The organism is Thermovibrio ruber, from assembly GCF_055380895.1.
The window spans coordinates 270,186-285,791 of sequence record NZ_AP042397.1 but is presented as its reverse complement, the minus strand read 5'-3'; the positions used below and the strand labels follow the sequence as shown (position 1 = coordinate 285,791).

Sequence of the window (15,606 nt, the reverse complement as noted above, 5' to 3'; positions counted from 1 at the left end):
CTCACTCCTCCTGATTAAATATTGATTCTACGTTTAAAAGGATAAGAAGCTCTCTATCAAGCTGAACAACACCAGATATAAACTTCACATCAATTCCGACAGTTCCTATAGGCTCCGGAAGTACGTCGCTTTCAGGAAATTTCACAGAGCCAACTATCTCATCAACTATTACCCCAACCTCCCCTTTCGGAGTTTCAAGAATTACTATCTTGTTCTTCTGGTAAATATCCTCAGGTATCTCATACGGAATCTTCAGGTGTTCCTTTAGATTTATAACGGGGACGATCTTTCCCCTTAGGTTCATAACTCCTATAACGAAAGAGGGGGCTTTCGGAACAGGGGTTAAGTCCCTGTTGTTTGTTATCTCTATTATCTGTTCTATGGGAACGCCCACAAGCTCTTCGTTAAGCCTAAAAGCTATTACCTGAACTTCCTTTTCGTGAACTTCTCCTATGAGCTCTTCAACACCTAAAACGCTAAGCTCTTTCTCCTTAGCTTCCTCGCTCATCTCTTAACTCCGATCAACCTTGTTCTGTAGTCTGAAAGCAGAGAGTTAAGATCCAAAATGAGGACAACCCTTCCGTCTCCGGCTATGGTTGCACCTGCAATTCCAGGGATATCTGAAAGGAGCTCTCCTAAAGATTTAATAACTATCTCTTCTTCCCCAAAGAGTTTCTCTATTGAAACGGCAATTAGTTTTTCTCCCACTTTAACAATAACGACGAATGCTTTGTCGTTGCTGTCGGGAACTTCTAAAAGCTCGTTAAGCGAAAAGAGGGGTAAAACCTCGTCCCTCAGCATAAAGCTCTTGAAACTTCCAACCTCTTTAACCTGATCTTCTTGGTATCTGACAATCTCAACAACGGAGTGAAGGGGAACAGCGTAAACTTGACCGTTACAGCCAAGCATTAAGGTTCTAATAATTGCAACAGTCAGAGGCAATTTCAAAAGAATCGTCGTTCCCTTGCCTAATTCACTGTCTACCTCTATAGAGCCTCTCAAAGAGTGAATGGTACTGGCAACAACGTCCATCCCGACACCACGACCGGAGACGTCGCTAACCTTATCTGCAGTTGAAAATCCAGGAAGGAAGATAAGCTCATAGGCTTCCTTATCGCTCATCTGAGCTGCCTGTTCCGGAGTTATCAACCCCTTCTCAAGGGCTTTTCTCTTAACCTTTTCAGGATCAATTCCTCTTCCGTCGTCCTGAATACCAACAACTATGTGGTCTCCCTCGTGGTAGGCAAAAAGCCTTATAGTCCCGACTTCTGGTTTTCCCTTTGCTACCCTTTCTTCCGGAGGCTCTATACCGTGGTCTAATGCGTTCCTTACAAGGTGAATGAGAGGATCTTCAAGTTTGTCAAGTATAGATCTATCAAGCTCTGTATCCTCACCTTCTATAATAAGCTGAACCTTCTTGTTTAGCTTTCTGGCAAGGTCTCTAACCAAGCGAGGAAACTTACTGAATATCTTTTTAATAGGCTGCATTCTCAGTTTCATAACTGCGACCTGAAGGTCGCTAACCGTTCTATCAAGGCTTGTTACCGCCTCTACTAGCTTCTCTACAGCTTCAGTCCGATACTCTCTCTCAACGTCTTGGGTAACCCTAAGGATTCTGTTTCTATCAAGAACGATCTCTCCAACCAGGTTCATAAGGTTTTCTACCCTTTCAACGTCAACCCTTATAGTTTCTGAGCTCTTCTTCTCAGTTTTCTTAGAGGCAGTTTTAGACTTTGAAGCTGAAAATGGTAAAGAGGTTGAAGCTACAACTTTTTGTGGCTCCTTCTGTTGCTTGCTGGTCGGTTCTTTTTTCTCATCTTCCTTTTGAGCCTCAGGCTCTTTCTGCTTTATCAGGTCTTTTACGTCCTTGCCCTCTTCTATAAGTTTCTCAATCTCCGGAATAACGTCCATAGGGCGTTTATCCGGGGGCATTAGAATAATCTCTTCAAGTATTCCGGCAAGGTCTTTATCGGGATACTGAAGTATCAACTCTTTAAGTTTGCCAGATATCTCTTCAACAAACTCCACTTCCCCTTCAGTTGAAGGAACTCCATCTCCTTTACTCTCTGATGAGCCAGAAGAAGCGGGAGACTCACCTTTTAAAACGGCATCTAAACGGGAAAGAAGCCCTTCTATCTCTTCCATGTCCGGGAGCTCTTGGCTATCTCTAAGCATTTGGAGAGCTTCTTTTAGTTTATCAATACCCTCCAAAATAACGTCCATTATCTCGGGGGTAAGGGTCATTTCGTCGTTTCTAAGCTTGTTGAAGATGTCCTCAATTCTGTGGGCAATCTCAACAATCGGAGTAAGGTTTAAGAAACCGGCTCCCCCCTTAAGGGTATGCATTCCTCTGAATATTTTGTTAAGGAGCTCCTTATCTTCAGGGTTTGATTCTAGGTCAACTAAATCTTGGTCTAAGTTTTCAAGGATCTCCTCTGCCTCTACTAAGAACTCCTCTAATATTTCTTGGAGCTCCTCGGGAATCTCTACCTTCATCGCCTTCTCTCCTAAAGGCCAAACTGCTTCATAATTTCGTCAACTTCAGATTGAGAAACCTCTTTTTTCCACTCAAGCTCCTCAAGCTTCTTCTTTATCTCCCCTTTCTCTTCTTCCTTTTCAGTCTCCTCAAGACCTGCAACAAGAACAATCCTTACTATGCTCTTTTCAAGGTCAAGTAGAAAATCTCTAACCTTTAAAAGCCTTTGAGCCATAATGTCTTGAAATTCAAGAAGTGTAAGGGAGTTCATAAGTGTGTTAAGAACCGACCGAATGAGGGATATAGCCTTTTCTCTCCCTTCTCCCTTAAGGTTTGAAACTATTTCAACAGCCTTCTGGAGCTTCTCCATTGAATCACCTATAGCTTCAATTAGCTTCTTAGTAGCCTCTTCACTTTCACTGATCGCCGTGTCTATATGTCTATTAACGGCTTTAAACCCCTCTCTTTTAGAGGAAACCTTGGAAAGTTCGTCTTTGAAGGATTCAATAAGGGAAAGGAGCTCCTTAATCTCCTTCAGTAAACCCTTCTCCATCCTACCCTCCTCCGAAGTGTGAATCACCAGTCAAAACCGACTAAAACCAAAAGAAAGGAAGCTTTCAGGCTCCCTAATACAATTACTCCTCTTTAAGCTTTTTGAGGAGCTCGGAAACATCTATATCAAGCATATCAACGCTCTCTTGAGCTTGAAAAGGCGTGCTGGTTTTTGAGCTCATCGCAATTTCAGAAAATCCTGAAATAATAGGCCTACCCTTCTCGTCAAATCCTGTTGCTATAACAGTTACTTGAATGGAACCTTCAAGTTCGTTGTCTACAGTAACTCCGAAGAAGAAGTTTGTATCGTCTCTCTTAGCCCTTTCCTTTATCAGCCCGGCAGCGGCGTAGGCCTCGTCAAGCGTTAAATCTGAGCCTCCACTGATGTTTACGAGAATCCTACTTGCCCCCTCTACCTGAACGTTCTCAAGGAGAGGGTTATCTATCGCCTTCCGTGCTGCCGTCAGAGCTCTGTCCTCCCCACTTGCCTCCCCTATACCGATGAGTGCGTAGCCTCCGCTGTGCATAACGGTCTTAACGTCGGCAAAATCAAGGTTTATAAGGCCGGGCTTCGTTATTACTTCCGTTATACCCTTTACCGCCTGGTAGAGAACGTTATCTGCAAGTTTAAAGGCGTTCAGTATGTTCATATCCTTAGGAGCAATAGTAAGGAGTTTTTGGTTAGGAATAACCATAAGCGTGTCAACAAATTCCTTTAGCCTCCTAATACCTGCCTCCGCATACTCTTGGCGGCGTCTCCCCTCAAAGTCAAAGGGCCTCGTTACAACTCCAACTGTTAAGATTCCCATATCTTTTGCTATCTTTGCAACTATCGGGGCTGCTCCAGTTCCCGTTCCGCCTCCCATCCCGGCAGTTATGAAGACCATGTCAGAGCCTTCCAACACTTCCCTTATTTTGGGCTCGTCCTCTAAAGCAGCTTGTTCACCAATTTCTGGTTTTCCGCCGGCTCCAAGGCCTTTGGTTAATTTCTCTCCTATCTGAACTTTAATAGGAACAGGCAGTTTTGAAAGAACCTGTGCATCTGTATTAACGGCAACAAAATCAATTCCCTCAATTCCCATTTCATACATTCTTGAAACGGCGTTTCCTCCGCCTCCTCCAACTCCTATTACCTTTATAACGGGCCCCTGAAAAAGGTCATCGGCTATGTCAAACACGTTAAACCTCCTAAATAATGTCTGTTATGAAACGCCAAAGAGAAGCAAAAAGACCTCCTGCCTTTTCGTAAGATTTCGTAAGGTCTTCCCTTATGTCTGATAGTTTCTTTCTATCTGTAAGAGAAATGATGTAGTCTGTAACGCCTATAATCGGAGATAGAGCAACATCTACAACTTCAGAGTGAGAAAGAGAAGGAACAGTTACAGGTGCTTTAAACATCTTTTCGGCTAAGATATTAATATCTTTCAGTTTAGAAAGACCTCCGGTAAGGTATATACCACTAAGGTTTTCAAGGTAATCGTTATTCTCTTCAGAGAGAATTAATTTAATGTCATTAAATACCTCTTTCAGTTTTAGGTGAATCAGAGCTGATATTAAAATTCTTGGAACCTTTAGAGTTCTACTACCGTAGTTAACGTGAACAACCTCTTCCTTACTAACGTTAAAGGCGTAAGCGCTACCGTATTCGTTGTAGAGCCTCTCTGCCTCTGTTCTGCTTATTTTTAGCTTCTTAATGAGAAACTCCAATATGTCCTCACTGCCAAAAGGCAGATGGCGAGAGAGAACCGGCTTATCCTCCCTGAAGTAGATAAACTCCGTGTTACCGGCTCCTATGTAGAGAAGAAGGTTGTTGTTAAAGTAGGAGTTTGGCTGTCTTATACCAAAAGAAGAAGCAAAGGATTGAAGAACTACCCCTTTCAGTTTTAGGTTGAGCTCTTTTAAAAGGTCGGCAATAGTCTTTACGTGGGAACGGGAGGCAAGAACTATGAAGGCCCTCATTGTGAGCCTTTTACCACTCCTACCTATCGGGTTCTGTATTCCGTCAACAGTATCAACTATAAACTCCTGAGGGACGACGTGTATTACATCGTAGTAGCTCTTTACTGTCTGTCCCTTTATCCTTAACAGCTCGTCTTTAGCTTTATTCTTAACAACGTTAACGTCGTTATGAGATATGGTTTTTATTCCAGGGAACTCTATGGAAGCTTCAACCTGATAACCTAAGGTGCAGCCTCCGGGGATTAGAACATAGGCCTCGTTCGGAATGGCAACCGGAGACTCTAACTTTAGACTGTTAAGGGCAGTATTAAGGGACTCTTTAGCAGAAGCTAAGTTTACAATATTTCCGTTCTTTATTCCCCTTGAAGGTGCCGTTTTTATGAAAAACTGAAACCTATCCCCCTTATGAACAGAAAGCGAAGCCCTAACAGAGCTTGTTCCCAAATCTAACGTTAGGATTTTTTGTCCGAGCATTTTTCTTGCCTCCCCTTAATTACCATCATCTGTTCAAACCAGAAGTCGTAGACCCCCGGCTTAAAAAAGCCCTTTTTTGACATCTTGTTAAACTGTTCCCACGCATCTCCCCATATTCCAAGGTAGATAAGAACTGGAGGAGACTTAAAGGCCAACTGAACTCCGCTATCAAGCAGGGATATCTCAGGTTTTTTCCTTTCCAACTCTATCTCACTAAGTTTTGAGCTTAGTAACTTTAATTCCATTTTAACAGATTTTTTTAATATCAAAAACCCGTTTACGGTAGTAAACGGAGAAGATTTACCTCTATAGAAGAAGATAGGGTATCCATTTTCTCTCCCTACTCCTTTTTTAAGAACAAATCCGTTTTCACCTATTAAGTATATTTCCTTATCAGAGATCAGAATAAACTCGGGACGGGTTTCCCATATTTTAACGGTCAGCTTCCCCCCTTTTACATCTAAGTCACACTTTTTTACCCAAGGTAGAGCCTCTACCTCTTCTTTTAGGTTTGAAAGAAAATCAGGTGTTAAATCCTGACCTACGTGAACGTAGGAAAGGAGGTATTGGCTAATATCTGCCTTCCAAGGTCCCGTTTTTTCAACAACTATAAACTCAACCTGTGAAAGCTTTGAAGGAGCCGTAACTATACCGTAGACGACAGTAGACCCTACAATGAAAAGGGCTAACAGGAGAAACCATCTCAGTTTTAGCCTTCTCCCCACTCGCCTAACATCTCCTCAATCAGCTTCTCAAAAGAGATACCACTGTAAGCTGCAGCTTTAGGTAAAAGACTCCTCTCTGTAAGTCCAGGAATTGAGTTTACTTCTAAAACGAATGGAGAACCGTAACGATTTAACCTAAAGTCAACCCTAACAGCCCCTCTACACTCAAGAACTCTATAAACTTTTTCTGCAATTGACTTTAACCTATTTTCAAGTTTGGAGTTAATAGGAGCAGGAATCAGGTATTGGGTTGCGGTATCCTTATACTTCGCAGCATAGTCGTAGAACTCCCTTCCGGGGAGTATTTCAACGGGGGTAAGGGCTTTACCGTTTAGAATGCCAACAGTAAGCTCTTTTCCCTCAAGGTATTCCTCTATTAAAACCTTTGAATCATATAGGAACGCCTCTTCAAGAGCTCCCTCAAAATCACTTTTAGACTTAACCAAACTAACCCCGACACTTGAACCAGCCCGAGCAGGCTTTACAACGCAGGGGAATTCCAGCTCATCTGGGTCTACCGTTTCACCTCTGTAAACGGTTATACCGGCCGGAACCGGAATACCGTAACTCTTTAAAACCCGTTTTGTTAAATCTTTATCAATAGAAATTGCACTGGCAGAAACTCCGGAGCCTGTATAGGGAATTCCCATAATATCAAGAAGCCCCTGAACAGTTCCGTCCTCTCCCGGTGAACCGTGGAGAACGAGGAATACTTTATCCGGCTTAATTTTAGAGAGCTCTAACGGTAACTTTTCAGAAAGCTCTATCGGGAAAACCTGATGTCCCAAGGTTTTAAGGGCAGAGATAACGCTCTCTGCACTCTTTTTTGATACCTCCGACTCTGGAGAAGGACCTCCGAATACAACGGCAACTTTCACTTTCCCAACCTCTGTTTCACTATTCTAACTGCATCTTCTAACCTGTTTCCCCTTGAACCCTTTACAAGAACTGCCTTCCCGGAGAAAGGGTATTCAGATAGAAAGTTAAGGAACTCGTCCCTATCTGTAAAGTGGTAAGCCTTTCCTTTAAAAGCCTTCACCGTTTCAGATGTCTCCTTTCCAAAAGCTATAAGCTCGTCAACTCCAAGTTTTACCATCTCCTCACCTAAGATTCTGTGTTCCTGTTTAGAGAAAGAGCCCAACTCCAACATCTCACCGGCTATAACAACTTTCGGAAGTTTAAAGAGGGAAAGAACGTTAAGAGCGTTCCTGAAAGAAGCAGGGTTTGCATTGTAAGAGTCGTCTATTAAAACACCTTTCGGTAAACGGTAGATCTCCATTCTCATCTGGGGAGGGCGAAAGTCTTCAACAGACTTAAGGAACGAAAGGGAATACCCCAAGATTTTTAGGAGAGCTCCCCCTATTAAAGAGGCGTTCACAACAGAAAGGCCGGGAACTGAGGTAAAGAGCTCCACTTTCTCTCCAAAAACGGAGATTTCAAAATTCACCCCTTCCGGAGTCTTCTCAAGACGTTTAAGGCTAACGTTTCCTTCCTCTCCAAAAGTTACAGTTTTAGGCGATTTTGAGTAGTGGGAAAACTGAACAGGAACGATAGAGAACTCCGTAAATCGGGTAAGACTAAACTTTTCATTTATTAGGTTCTCAAAGTTTCCAAAGCCCTGAAGGTGAGCTCTTTCAACCGCCGTAATAACAGCTACGTTTGGTTTGAGAAGGCGGGAGAGCTCCTCAATCTCTCCGGGAGCGTTTGTTCCAAGCTCCTGAACGTAAATAGCACTCTTTTTTAGATTTGAAAGGGTATAAGTAAGCCCTAAAAGGTTGTTGTAGCTCTTTACGTTGGAGTAAACAGAAGAACACTGGGAGAAAAGGTGGGAGAGGAGCTCCTTCGTCGTCGTTTTCCCAACGCTACCGGTTATACCGATAACAGTTCCATCAAACTCTGAACGCCTGTAGAGGGCAATTCTTCTAAACGCTTCAAATGTATCTGGAACTTTAAGGGCAAACTTTCCTTTAGGCGGTTCAAACTGTTTAGATGTTAGAAAACCTACAGCTCCTTTAGAGAGAGCTCCCTCTATAAACAGGTGGCCGTCCCTCTTCCCGGAAAGAGGAACAAAAACCTCTCCTGCTCTTATCTCCCTTGAGTCAAAGTGAAAACCTGAAACGGGAAGGTTTTCTCCGGAGAACTCCCCTCCGGTTATCTCAGAAAGTTTTTTTGCATCCATAGAACTCCTCAACAACCTCTCTATCGCTGAAATAGACAGTGTAATCCTTAAACTGCTGGTAATTTTCGTGGCCTTTTCCTGCAATCAGAACAACGTCCCCTTCTCTCTTGTCACTGAGAGCCCACTCAATAGCCTTTCGTCTATCGGGAATAACGACAACTTTTCCTCTATCAGCTACTCCCTTTAAGATGTCTGAGATTATTGCCTCAGGGTCTTCACTTCTGGGATTATCGCTTGTAAGAACGACAACGTCTGACAGGAGTGAGGCCACCTCTCCCATGGGAGCTCTCTTCTCTCTATCTCTGTCACCCCCGCAGCCGAAAACCGTTATGAGCCTTCCTTTAGTAATGGGTTTTAGAACTCTTAAAACCTTCTCAAGGGCATCGGGAGTGTGGGCGTAGTCAACGAAAACCCCCGGAGAAACCTCTTCAAGTCTACCGGGAACCTTTACGCCTTTAAAAACTCGGGTCAATTCCTCCGGCGGAAAACCCAAAAGCGTAAGGAGAGAAAAAGCGGCGGCAACGTTGTAGTAGTTAAAGAAACCTTTAAGTGAAGTCTCAACGTTATAGAGAATCCCTCTGTAACGAATGGGAACAAATCCAATAGAGTCAAAAGATTCTATTCTAAACTCCCCTTTGGTACCGTAAGAGGAAACTCTTTTAAAGAGAGGCCTTAGGGAAAAGAGGAGCTCCCCCCAAGGGTCGTCGGTATTAAAGAGGGAAACTTGTGATTTAAAAAAGAGCTTCTCCTTTGCGACAAAGTAGCTGAACATACTTTTGTGGAAGTCAAGGTGCTCGGGGGTAAGATTTGTAAAGATTCCACCATTAAACTCCAAACCGTAAACCCTGTCAAGCTCAAGACCGTGGGAAGAAACTTCACAAACAACCCACTTTACGCCTCTGTCTTTTAAGTAAGCGAGCTGTTTGAAAAACTGTGTAGGTGAAGGTGTCGTTCTCTCTGACGGGAAACGGGACTGGTAAGTTCCCCACTCAACGGTTCCTATAAGGCCGGCAGTCTCTCCCAAACGGTTAAGAGCAGAGAAGATGAGGTAGGCCGTTGTGGTTTTCCCGTTTGTTCCCGTTATGCCTATTAAGGAGAGCTCCCTCTCAGGATTTCCAAAAAAGCGGGCTGAAATCAGAGAGAGGTGTTTTCTCGGCGTTTCTGTAAAAAAGACCGGAAGTCTCCTTTTAAGCCGGAAATAGGTCTCTTTAGAATCTGTGAAGACGGTTACTGCTCCTCTCTTAAGGGCATCTTCAACGTAGAGGTTTCCGTCTGTAGAAGTTCCCTTAAAAGCAAAAAAGAGATAACCGGGCTCCACCTTTCGGGAATCCTCGGTTATCCCTCTAACTTTAAGTTTTTTTTCAACTTTGAAGCCAAAAGGTGAAACGAGAGAGGAGAGCTCCAAAGACTACTCTCCCTCCTTCTGAATGGTCTCCTCAAGCTTCTGAATTTTCGCCTCAACTTCTTCAAGGATTGACTTTTTCTCATCTTCAGACATCTCTTCCTCACCGGAAGAAAGGAGCTGCTTTATGGAGTCTGAAATCTCCTTTACAAGGTTTTTAGTCCTCTCAGGAAGATCACTCTCTTTAATCTGTTCCTGAAGCTCTTCCAACTTCTTAACGAGCTCTTCCCTCTTTGTTGTTGCAACGTAAGCTGCCCCTGCACCTACGAGAGTTCCCAAAATAAACATCAGAGAACCTTTTTTCATCGTCTCCCTCCTTAGAAGTTTTAACCAATTAAGTAATCTAATTCAAATTTCCAAAAAGTGTCAGTTGTTTTTCTTCCCTTTAAGCTTTTTAACGAAGGAAAGGGTAGATGAAACAACCTGAAGCGACTCTGTTATTGATGAAACTGTAGCCTTCAGCTCTAAAACGGCCGGTTTAAGCTGGTTGTTGACGGTATCAACGCTCTCCTCAACTTTTTTAAGGACTCTGTAAGCTATCACTAAAAGAACAACTATTCCAACGGTTATAGCTACAGAGCAGACGGCAATAACCGTAAGGTCAAAAGCTATCAGAGTTTCCATCTACTACCCCCCTATTGTGAACATTTTCCTTGAGCAGCCTAAAGACTCAAGGGCTTCTATTCCATTTACTTTCCTCTTGAGAAGAAGAGCTCCCGCTATCGTCTTCCTTAAAAGTTCTTCTGAGTATCCGGGAGAGCGGAGAATTGACTTAAGGTTAATTTCTCTATCAGACATAAGACAGAGCCTTAATTTACCGTCAGAGGTAAGTCTAACTCTGTTGCACTCAGAACAGAAGTGCTGGCTTACAGAAGGTATAAAACCTACAACTGCTTCCGTATTTCCGACCCGAAAGCTCTTTGCAGGACCCATCTTAACGGTTTTAACGGGTTTTAGTTCTCCGAACTTCTCCTCAAGGAGCTCCTTCATCCAAGAGATGGGAATAAAGTTCTCTCTGCTGAAGAACTGACCTCCTACAGGCATAAGCTCAATGAAACGAACCTCTACGCCGATATCGGCTGAGAACCTTACGAAATCTTCAACTTCTGAGTCATTGAAACCTTTTACCAAAACGGTATTTACCTTCACGGGAGTAAGGCCAACCTCTTTAGCTTTCTCTATTCCTCTTAAAACTCTGAAGAAAGCATCTTCGGAAGTTCTCGTTATGTATGAAAACTTCTCCGGATTCAGCGTGTCTAAACTTACGTTTACCCGTTTAAGACCTGAATCTTTCAAAGTTTCGGCCTTTTCCTCTAAGAAGAACCCATTCGTCGTAAGTGAAATTTCGTTTATCCCTTCTATCTCTTTCAGCTGAAGGATAAGGTTTTCAATCCCTTTTCTTACTAAGGGCTCTCCTCCCGTTAATCTGACAGAAGTTACTCCGAATTGGGAGAAAACCCTTACGATTTCCGATATCTCTTCGTATCTAAGGATTTCAGTGTAGGGTACAAACTCCTTCTTTCCTTCAGGCATACAGTAGCGACATCGAAAGTTGCACCTGTCGGTCACAGAAACTCTTAAGTAGGATATGGCCATTATTCCTTTATTCCTTCTTGGTAAGAAACTAAACAGTAACTATTTTACCACCTTACATTTAAGAAGCTCTTTCATTCTGTCAATAAGCCCCTTTATGAGGGAGTATTTTGTTTTGAGGCTTGCTCTGTTAACGACAAGGCGGGCTGTTGAGTGAAGTATCACATCAACTTCTTTTAATCCATTGACTTTAAGTGTCGTTCCTGTTTGAACTAAGTCAACTATCCTGTCTGAAAGCCCTACCAAAGGTGCAAGCTCAACAGAACCGTAGAGTGTGATTATCTCAGGATGGATTCCCTTACTTCTAAAGTAGGCATCGGTGATTTTAGGATACTTGGTCGCAACCCTTATGTAGGAGAGTCTGTCTAAGTCGTAAGGTTCAGTTATGCCTGTAGGCTCGGCAACAGAGAGCCTACAGGCTCCAAACTTCAGGTCTAAAGGTTCGTAAAGCTCATACCCCTTTTCCTCTATTACGTCCTTTCCGGCTATACCAATGTCGGCCGTTCCGTAGTAAACGTAGGTAGGAACGTCCATCGGCTTTACCAAAATAAACCTGAAGTTTTCCCAATGGAAGACCAACTTCCTCGTTTCAGAGAGGGTTTCAGAAGCGTCTATGCCGCTCTTTATCAAAAACTCAACGGCCTCTTTTAAGAGCCTACCCTTTGGAAGGGCAACAGTTACAGTTTCATAGCCCATTACCAGCTCCTTTAGTAGTTAAGTTCACTGGGAACTCTCTCTATTTCAGCCCCGAGAGCTTTCAGCTTCATCTCAAGCCTCTCGTAACCCCTATCAAGGTGGTATATTCTGTAAACCTCTGTAGTATTTTCCGCTCCAAGCCCTGCAACAACTAAAGAGGCACTTGCCCTTAAGTCGGTTGCAGTAACTTTAGCTCCTGTAAGTCTCTCAACTCCTTTAACGACGACTGTGTTTCCCTCTATTTTAAGGTCTGCTCCCATTCTCTGAAGTTCAAGGGCGTGCATAAACCTGTTCTCAAATATGGTCTCTTTGATTACAGAAACTCCTTCAGCCGTACACATCGCCGCCATAAACTGGGCTTGCATGTCAGTCGGAAACCCCGGGTAGGGCTGTGTGGTTACGTCTATTCCCTTAAGTCTCCCCTTTTTCCTGACCCTAACCTCCGTTGGTGAGAGTTCTTCTATCTCAAGCCCAGCCTCCCTAAACTTGTCAAGAACGGTCTTAAGAGTTTCTACTGGAAAATCATCAATAATAACTTCTCCACCAGCAGAAGCAACAGCAGAGAGGAACGTTCCCGCTTCTATCCTGTCGGGCATAACCGAGTAGGTAACGGGAGAGAGCTCCCTCACTCCTTCCACAACTATAACGTCTGTCCCTTCTCCCTCTATATAGGCACCTGCCCTCTTTAAAGCCCTTGCAAGGTCTACTATTTCAGGCTCTTTAGCAGCATTCCTAATAACGGTTTTACCCTCTGCAAGGGTAGCAGCCATTAGAAGGTTTTCAGTTCCTCCAACAGTTGGAAAATCGAGAGTAATATCTGCACCTTTAAGCTTTCCGTTAACTTCGGCAACAATGTAGCCATGGGATATCTCTATCTGAGCACCCATCTTTGAAAGCCCTTTCAGGTGAAGGTCAACAGGCCTTAAACCGATTGCACACCCTCCGGGAAGGGAAACCTTTGCCCTACCAAAACGGGCAAGAAGGGGACCAAGGGCAAGGATAGAAGCTCTCATTTTCTTAACAAGCTCGTAAGGAGCTTCTGGGATTACTTTACTCTCCTTTACTCTTACACGGCCTGAACCTCTTTCAACGGAAAAACCCATGTGTTCCAATAGGTCACAAGTCGTCGTAACGTCCTTAAGAGCAGGAACGTTTGAGAGGTCAAGCTCCCCTGTAAGTATAGAGGCAAAGAGTATTGGAAGAGAGGCATTTTTTGAGCCGGAGACCTTTACCCTGCCCCGGAGCTCCCTACCGCCCCTTATAACAAACTTTTCCATTAGATTTTTACCCCCGTTACAACCCTATCTATTTTAGAAAGGTCTTTTAAAACACTTACAGAACGAAAGCCAAAAGACTCAAGGAGAGAAGCAACCCTATCGGCCTGCCCTTCTCCAACTTCAAGAGCAATAAAACCTCCAGGTTTTAACTTCTCTGAAGCCTGAGCTATTAACCTCTCTATAATCTCATATCCGGTCTTCCCTCCAAAGAGGGCAACAGCCGGCTCAAACTTCAGAACTTCTTTGTCAAGACGAGGGTCCCCAATCGGAACGTAAGGGGGGTTTGAGACAAGAACGTCAACCGGAAAGTCAACAGGAGAAAGAAGGTCTCCTTTCAGGAAAGAGACACCACTGCAGCCCAACCTTTCCCTGTTTAGCTCTGCAACGGAAAGGGCCTTATTTGAAATGTCTATACCGTAGAATTGGTGCTTTCCTCCCGTTAGCTTACACAGGGTCAAGACTATACAGCCTGATCCCGTTCCTACGTCAACAACTTTTAACCCTTCTTTTCCCTTTATGTAGTCGTAAACAACCTCAACAAGGAACTCTGTCTCCGGCCTGGGAATGAGAACACCCCTTTCAACGTGAAACTCAAGACCGAAAAACTCTTTCTTTCCAGTTATATAGGCTACAGGTTCTCCCTTTGCACGCCTTATAATGAGCTGTCTGTAGTTCTCAACCTCTTCGTCGGTCAAGGGTCTCTCAAAGTTCGTGTAGAGCTCCACCCTGTTTTTAAACCCGAGGGAGTGGGTGAGGAGGAGCTCCGCGTCTAACCGTGGAGAACGAGACCCTCTTTCCCTTAGTATTTCAGTTGCCCTTTTAAGCAGCGTTCCAACAGTCCACTTCATAGCCGAGGAATTATAAAATACTAAGGTCATGAAAATTGTTGTTTTAAACACTATTGACTCAACCAACCAAGAGGCAAAGAGGATTCCCTTCTGCCACGGCCTCTGTATTGTTGCAAGGGAACAGACCGGAGGAAGAGGAAGGAGAGGAAGGAAGTGGCTTTCAGAGAAGGACAAAGGACTATACGCCTCTTTTGTTCTAAGGCCGCTCAAAGAGAACCTGACCCTATCAAGCTTGGCCTTTGGATGGGCAGTTTTTAAAACCCTTTCTAAGTTTTCAGAAGGTTTTTACTTGAAGTGGCCAAACGACGTTTTTATAAACGGGAAAAAGGTTTCCGGAGTTCTACCAGAGCTCTGCAGAGACAGGCTCATCGTTGGAGTGGGAATAAACCTATACTACACCAAAGAGGAACTCTCCCTCTTTCCCAACCCTGCAACATCTCTCAAAGCAGAAAGAATAGAGTTTGACAGGGAGTTGCTGATTAAAGAGCTCTACCAGTGGGTTCTTAAAGCCCACAACCTTGTAGAGGAGAGGAGATTCCGTGTAGAGGAATTTGAGGAGAACTGCCCCTTGATAGGAAAAAGAGTAAAGGTTGAAGAAAGCGGAGCTGTTTTTACCGGAAAGGCTCTGGGAATAGACAGAGACGGAGCTCTAATAGTTGAAACAGAATCGGGTATAAAGAGACTATTTTCCGGAGAGGTCAGCGTAAGGGAGGAGAAGTGAAGGAGATTGAGTTTCCAACCTACAGAGAACTCCTTAAAGACAGAAGAATCCTCTACTACATAAACAGAGCTGACTACTTCCTTGAGAGAATGGGATATACAGACCACGGGATAAAACATGTTAGTTGGGTTGCAGAGAAGGCAAGATGGCTACTCTTTGAAACAGTTGGAGATAAAAGACTTTCAGAGCTTGCAGGAATAGCAGGGCTTCTACACGACATAGGTCACATCGTCTCACGCCACGACCATGCCCAAAGCGGAGCTCTCCTTACCTATCAGCTTCTAAAAGGAAAAGGATACTTAGACGACGACCTAACAGAGATAACCTTTGCAATCGGAAACCACGAAGAAGGAACTGGAGAACCGGCAACTGAGGTAGCTGCGGCTTTGGTAATAGCCGACAAGTCCCACGTTCACAGAACAAGGGTTAGAAGCAGGAAAACGATAAGGGAAGACATTCACGACCGGGTCAACTACGCAGTCCTCTACAGCAATTTAGAGGTAAATAGACAGGAGAGAACGATAAAACTAGTTCTGAAAATAGACACGAATATCTCAGACCTTTTAGACTACTTTTCAATATTTCAGCCAAGAATGGAAATGTGTAGAAGAGCAAGTGAGGTTTTGGGGTTTAAGTTCCGGTTAAAAATTAACGATACAGACCTATAAGATTTTGTATCATTCAGACTCAAGTTCAGAAAAGGG

Annotated in this window: 17 protein-coding genes; 2 read left to right on the top strand and 15 right to left on the bottom strand. The window is 43.7% G+C overall.

Annotated features, from left to right (window positions below):
- Window position 1 precedes the first annotated feature (1 nt).
- The 15 genes from ACZ424_RS01540 to prmC all read right to left on the bottom strand — a co-directional run bounded on the left by ACZ424_RS01540 (window position 2) and on the right by prmC (window position 14,181).
- Window positions 2-508: a chemotaxis protein CheW gene (locus ACZ424_RS01540; protein WP_464904762.1), complete on the bottom strand. Its 507-nt coding sequence runs from the start codon at window positions 506-508 to the stop codon at window positions 2-4.
- Window positions 505-2,496, bottom strand: a complete 1,992-nt coding sequence (locus ACZ424_RS01535) for a chemotaxis protein CheA (RefSeq protein WP_464904761.1) — start codon at window positions 2,494-2,496, stop codon at window positions 505-507. Before ACZ424_RS01535 ends, ACZ424_RS01540 begins: the two co-directional genes overlap by 4 nt.
- A gap of 11 nt (window positions 2,497-2,507) precedes the next feature.
- Complete coding sequence (locus ACZ424_RS01530) at window positions 2,508-3,029, bottom strand: hypothetical protein (protein WP_464904760.1); 522 nt, start codon at window positions 3,027-3,029, stop codon at window positions 2,508-2,510.
- A gap of 82 nt (window positions 3,030-3,111) precedes the next feature.
- Window positions 3,112-4,206 carry a cell division protein FtsZ gene (ftsZ, locus tag ACZ424_RS01525; RefSeq protein WP_464904759.1) on the bottom strand — a complete coding sequence of 365 codons (1,095 nt, stop codon included), beginning with the start codon at window positions 4,204-4,206 and terminating at the stop codon, window positions 3,112-3,114.
- 10 nt (window positions 4,207-4,216) lie between these two features.
- Entirely contained in the window at window positions 4,217-5,461 is a 1,245-nt protein-coding gene (locus ACZ424_RS01520; RefSeq protein ID WP_464904758.1) for a cell division protein FtsA, read from the bottom strand.
- Complete coding sequence (locus ACZ424_RS01515; RefSeq protein WP_464904757.1) at window positions 5,440-6,186, bottom strand: cell division protein FtsQ/DivIB; 747 nt, start codon at window positions 6,184-6,186, stop codon at window positions 5,440-5,442. Before ACZ424_RS01515 ends, ACZ424_RS01520 begins: the two co-directional genes overlap by 22 nt.
- Window positions 6,171-7,064: a D-alanine--D-alanine ligase family protein gene (locus ACZ424_RS01510; RefSeq protein ID WP_464904756.1), complete on the bottom strand. Its 894-nt coding sequence runs from the start codon at window positions 7,062-7,064 to the stop codon at window positions 6,171-6,173. Before ACZ424_RS01510 ends, ACZ424_RS01515 begins: the two co-directional genes overlap by 16 nt.
- Window positions 7,061-8,365, bottom strand: coding sequence for a UDP-N-acetylmuramoyl-tripeptide--D-alanyl-D-alanine ligase (locus ACZ424_RS01505; RefSeq protein ID WP_464904755.1), 1,305 nt, complete (start codon window positions 8,363-8,365; stop codon window positions 7,061-7,063). Before ACZ424_RS01505 ends, ACZ424_RS01510 begins: the two co-directional genes overlap by 4 nt.
- Window positions 8,343-9,770 (bottom strand): UDP-N-acetylmuramoyl-L-alanyl-D-glutamate--2,6-diaminopimelate ligase, encoded by a 1,428-nt coding sequence (locus tag ACZ424_RS01500; protein WP_464904754.1) that lies wholly within the window; start codon window positions 9,768-9,770, stop codon window positions 8,343-8,345. The genes ACZ424_RS01505 and ACZ424_RS01500 overlap by 23 nt, the downstream gene beginning before the upstream one ends.
- Before the next feature lie 3 nt (window positions 9,771-9,773).
- A complete protein-coding gene (locus ACZ424_RS01495; protein ID WP_464904753.1) occupies window positions 9,774-10,073 on the bottom strand; it encodes a YtxH domain-containing protein in 300 nt (99 codons plus the stop codon).
- A 60-nt stretch (window positions 10,074-10,133) separates the two neighbouring features.
- Window positions 10,134-10,391, bottom strand: coding sequence for a hypothetical protein (locus tag ACZ424_RS01490; protein WP_464904752.1), 258 nt, complete (start codon window positions 10,389-10,391; stop codon window positions 10,134-10,136).
- 3 nt (window positions 10,392-10,394) lie between these two features.
- Window positions 10,395-11,363 (bottom strand): GTP 3',8-cyclase MoaA, encoded by a 969-nt coding sequence (gene moaA / locus ACZ424_RS01485; protein ID WP_464904751.1) that lies wholly within the window; start codon window positions 11,361-11,363, stop codon window positions 10,395-10,397.
- A gap of 39 nt (window positions 11,364-11,402) precedes the next feature.
- Entirely contained in the window at window positions 11,403-12,056 is a 654-nt protein-coding gene (hisG, locus tag ACZ424_RS01480) for an ATP phosphoribosyltransferase (protein ID WP_464904750.1), read from the bottom strand.
- 11 nt (window positions 12,057-12,067) lie between these two features.
- Window positions 12,068-13,333 (bottom strand): UDP-N-acetylglucosamine 1-carboxyvinyltransferase, encoded by a 1,266-nt coding sequence (gene murA / locus ACZ424_RS01475; RefSeq protein WP_464904749.1) that lies wholly within the window; start codon window positions 13,331-13,333, stop codon window positions 12,068-12,070.
- Complete coding sequence (gene prmC, locus ACZ424_RS01470) at window positions 13,333-14,181, bottom strand: peptide chain release factor N(5)-glutamine methyltransferase (RefSeq protein ID WP_464904748.1); 849 nt, start codon at window positions 14,179-14,181, stop codon at window positions 13,333-13,335. Before prmC ends, murA begins: the two co-directional genes overlap by 1 nt.
- 28 nt (window positions 14,182-14,209) lie before the next feature.
- Here prmC and ACZ424_RS01465 point away from each other — a divergent pair, with 28 nt between their 5' ends.
- Both ACZ424_RS01465 and ACZ424_RS01460 read left to right on the top strand, forming a co-directional pair.
- Complete coding sequence (locus tag ACZ424_RS01465; protein WP_464904747.1) at window positions 14,210-14,902, top strand: biotin--[acetyl-CoA-carboxylase] ligase; 693 nt, start codon at window positions 14,210-14,212, stop codon at window positions 14,900-14,902.
- A complete protein-coding gene (locus tag ACZ424_RS01460; protein WP_464904746.1) occupies window positions 14,899-15,570 on the top strand; it encodes an HD domain-containing protein in 672 nt (223 codons plus the stop codon). Before ACZ424_RS01465 ends, ACZ424_RS01460 begins: the two co-directional genes overlap by 4 nt.
- Window positions 15,571-15,606: the final 36 nt, after the last annotated feature.

Bases quoted from the DNA above. Each gene is read 5' to 3' on its own strand.
- ACZ424_RS01465 (WP_464904747.1), top strand. From the start codon at position 14,210: ATGAAAATTGTTGTTTTAAACACTATTGACTCAACCAACCAAGAGGCA.
- hisG (WP_464904750.1), bottom strand. From the start codon at position 12,056: ATGGGCTATGAAACTGTAACTGTTGCCCTTCCAAAGGGTAGGCTCTTA.
- ACZ424_RS01540 (WP_464904762.1), bottom strand. From the start codon at position 508: ATGAGCGAGGAAGCTAAGGAGAAAGAGCTTAGCGTTTTAGGTGTTGAA.
- ACZ424_RS01505 (WP_464904755.1), bottom strand. From the start codon at position 8,365: ATGGATGCAAAAAAACTTTCTGAGATAACCGGAGGGGAGTTCTCCGGA.
- ACZ424_RS01535 (WP_464904761.1), bottom strand. From the start codon at position 2,496: ATGAAGGTAGAGATTCCCGAGGAGCTCCAAGAAATATTAGAGGAGTTC.
- prmC (WP_464904748.1), bottom strand. From the start codon at position 14,181: ATGAAGTGGACTGTTGGAACGCTGCTTAAAAGGGCAACTGAAATACTA.
- ACZ424_RS01520 (WP_464904758.1), bottom strand. From the start codon at position 5,461: ATGCTCGGACAAAAAATCCTAACGTTAGATTTGGGAACAAGCTCTGTT.
- ACZ424_RS01490 (WP_464904752.1), bottom strand. From the start codon at position 10,391: ATGGAAACTCTGATAGCTTTTGACCTTACGGTTATTGCCGTCTGCTCT.
- ACZ424_RS01530 (WP_464904760.1), bottom strand. From the start codon at position 3,029: ATGGAGAAGGGTTTACTGAAGGAGATTAAGGAGCTCCTTTCCCTTATT.
- moaA (WP_464904751.1), bottom strand. From the start codon at position 11,363: ATGGCCATATCCTACTTAAGAGTTTCTGTGACCGACAGGTGCAACTTT.
- murA (WP_464904749.1), bottom strand. From the start codon at position 13,333: ATGGAAAAGTTTGTTATAAGGGGCGGTAGGGAGCTCCGGGGCAGGGTA.
- ACZ424_RS01495 (WP_464904753.1), bottom strand. From the start codon at position 10,073: ATGAAAAAAGGTTCTCTGATGTTTATTTTGGGAACTCTCGTAGGTGCA.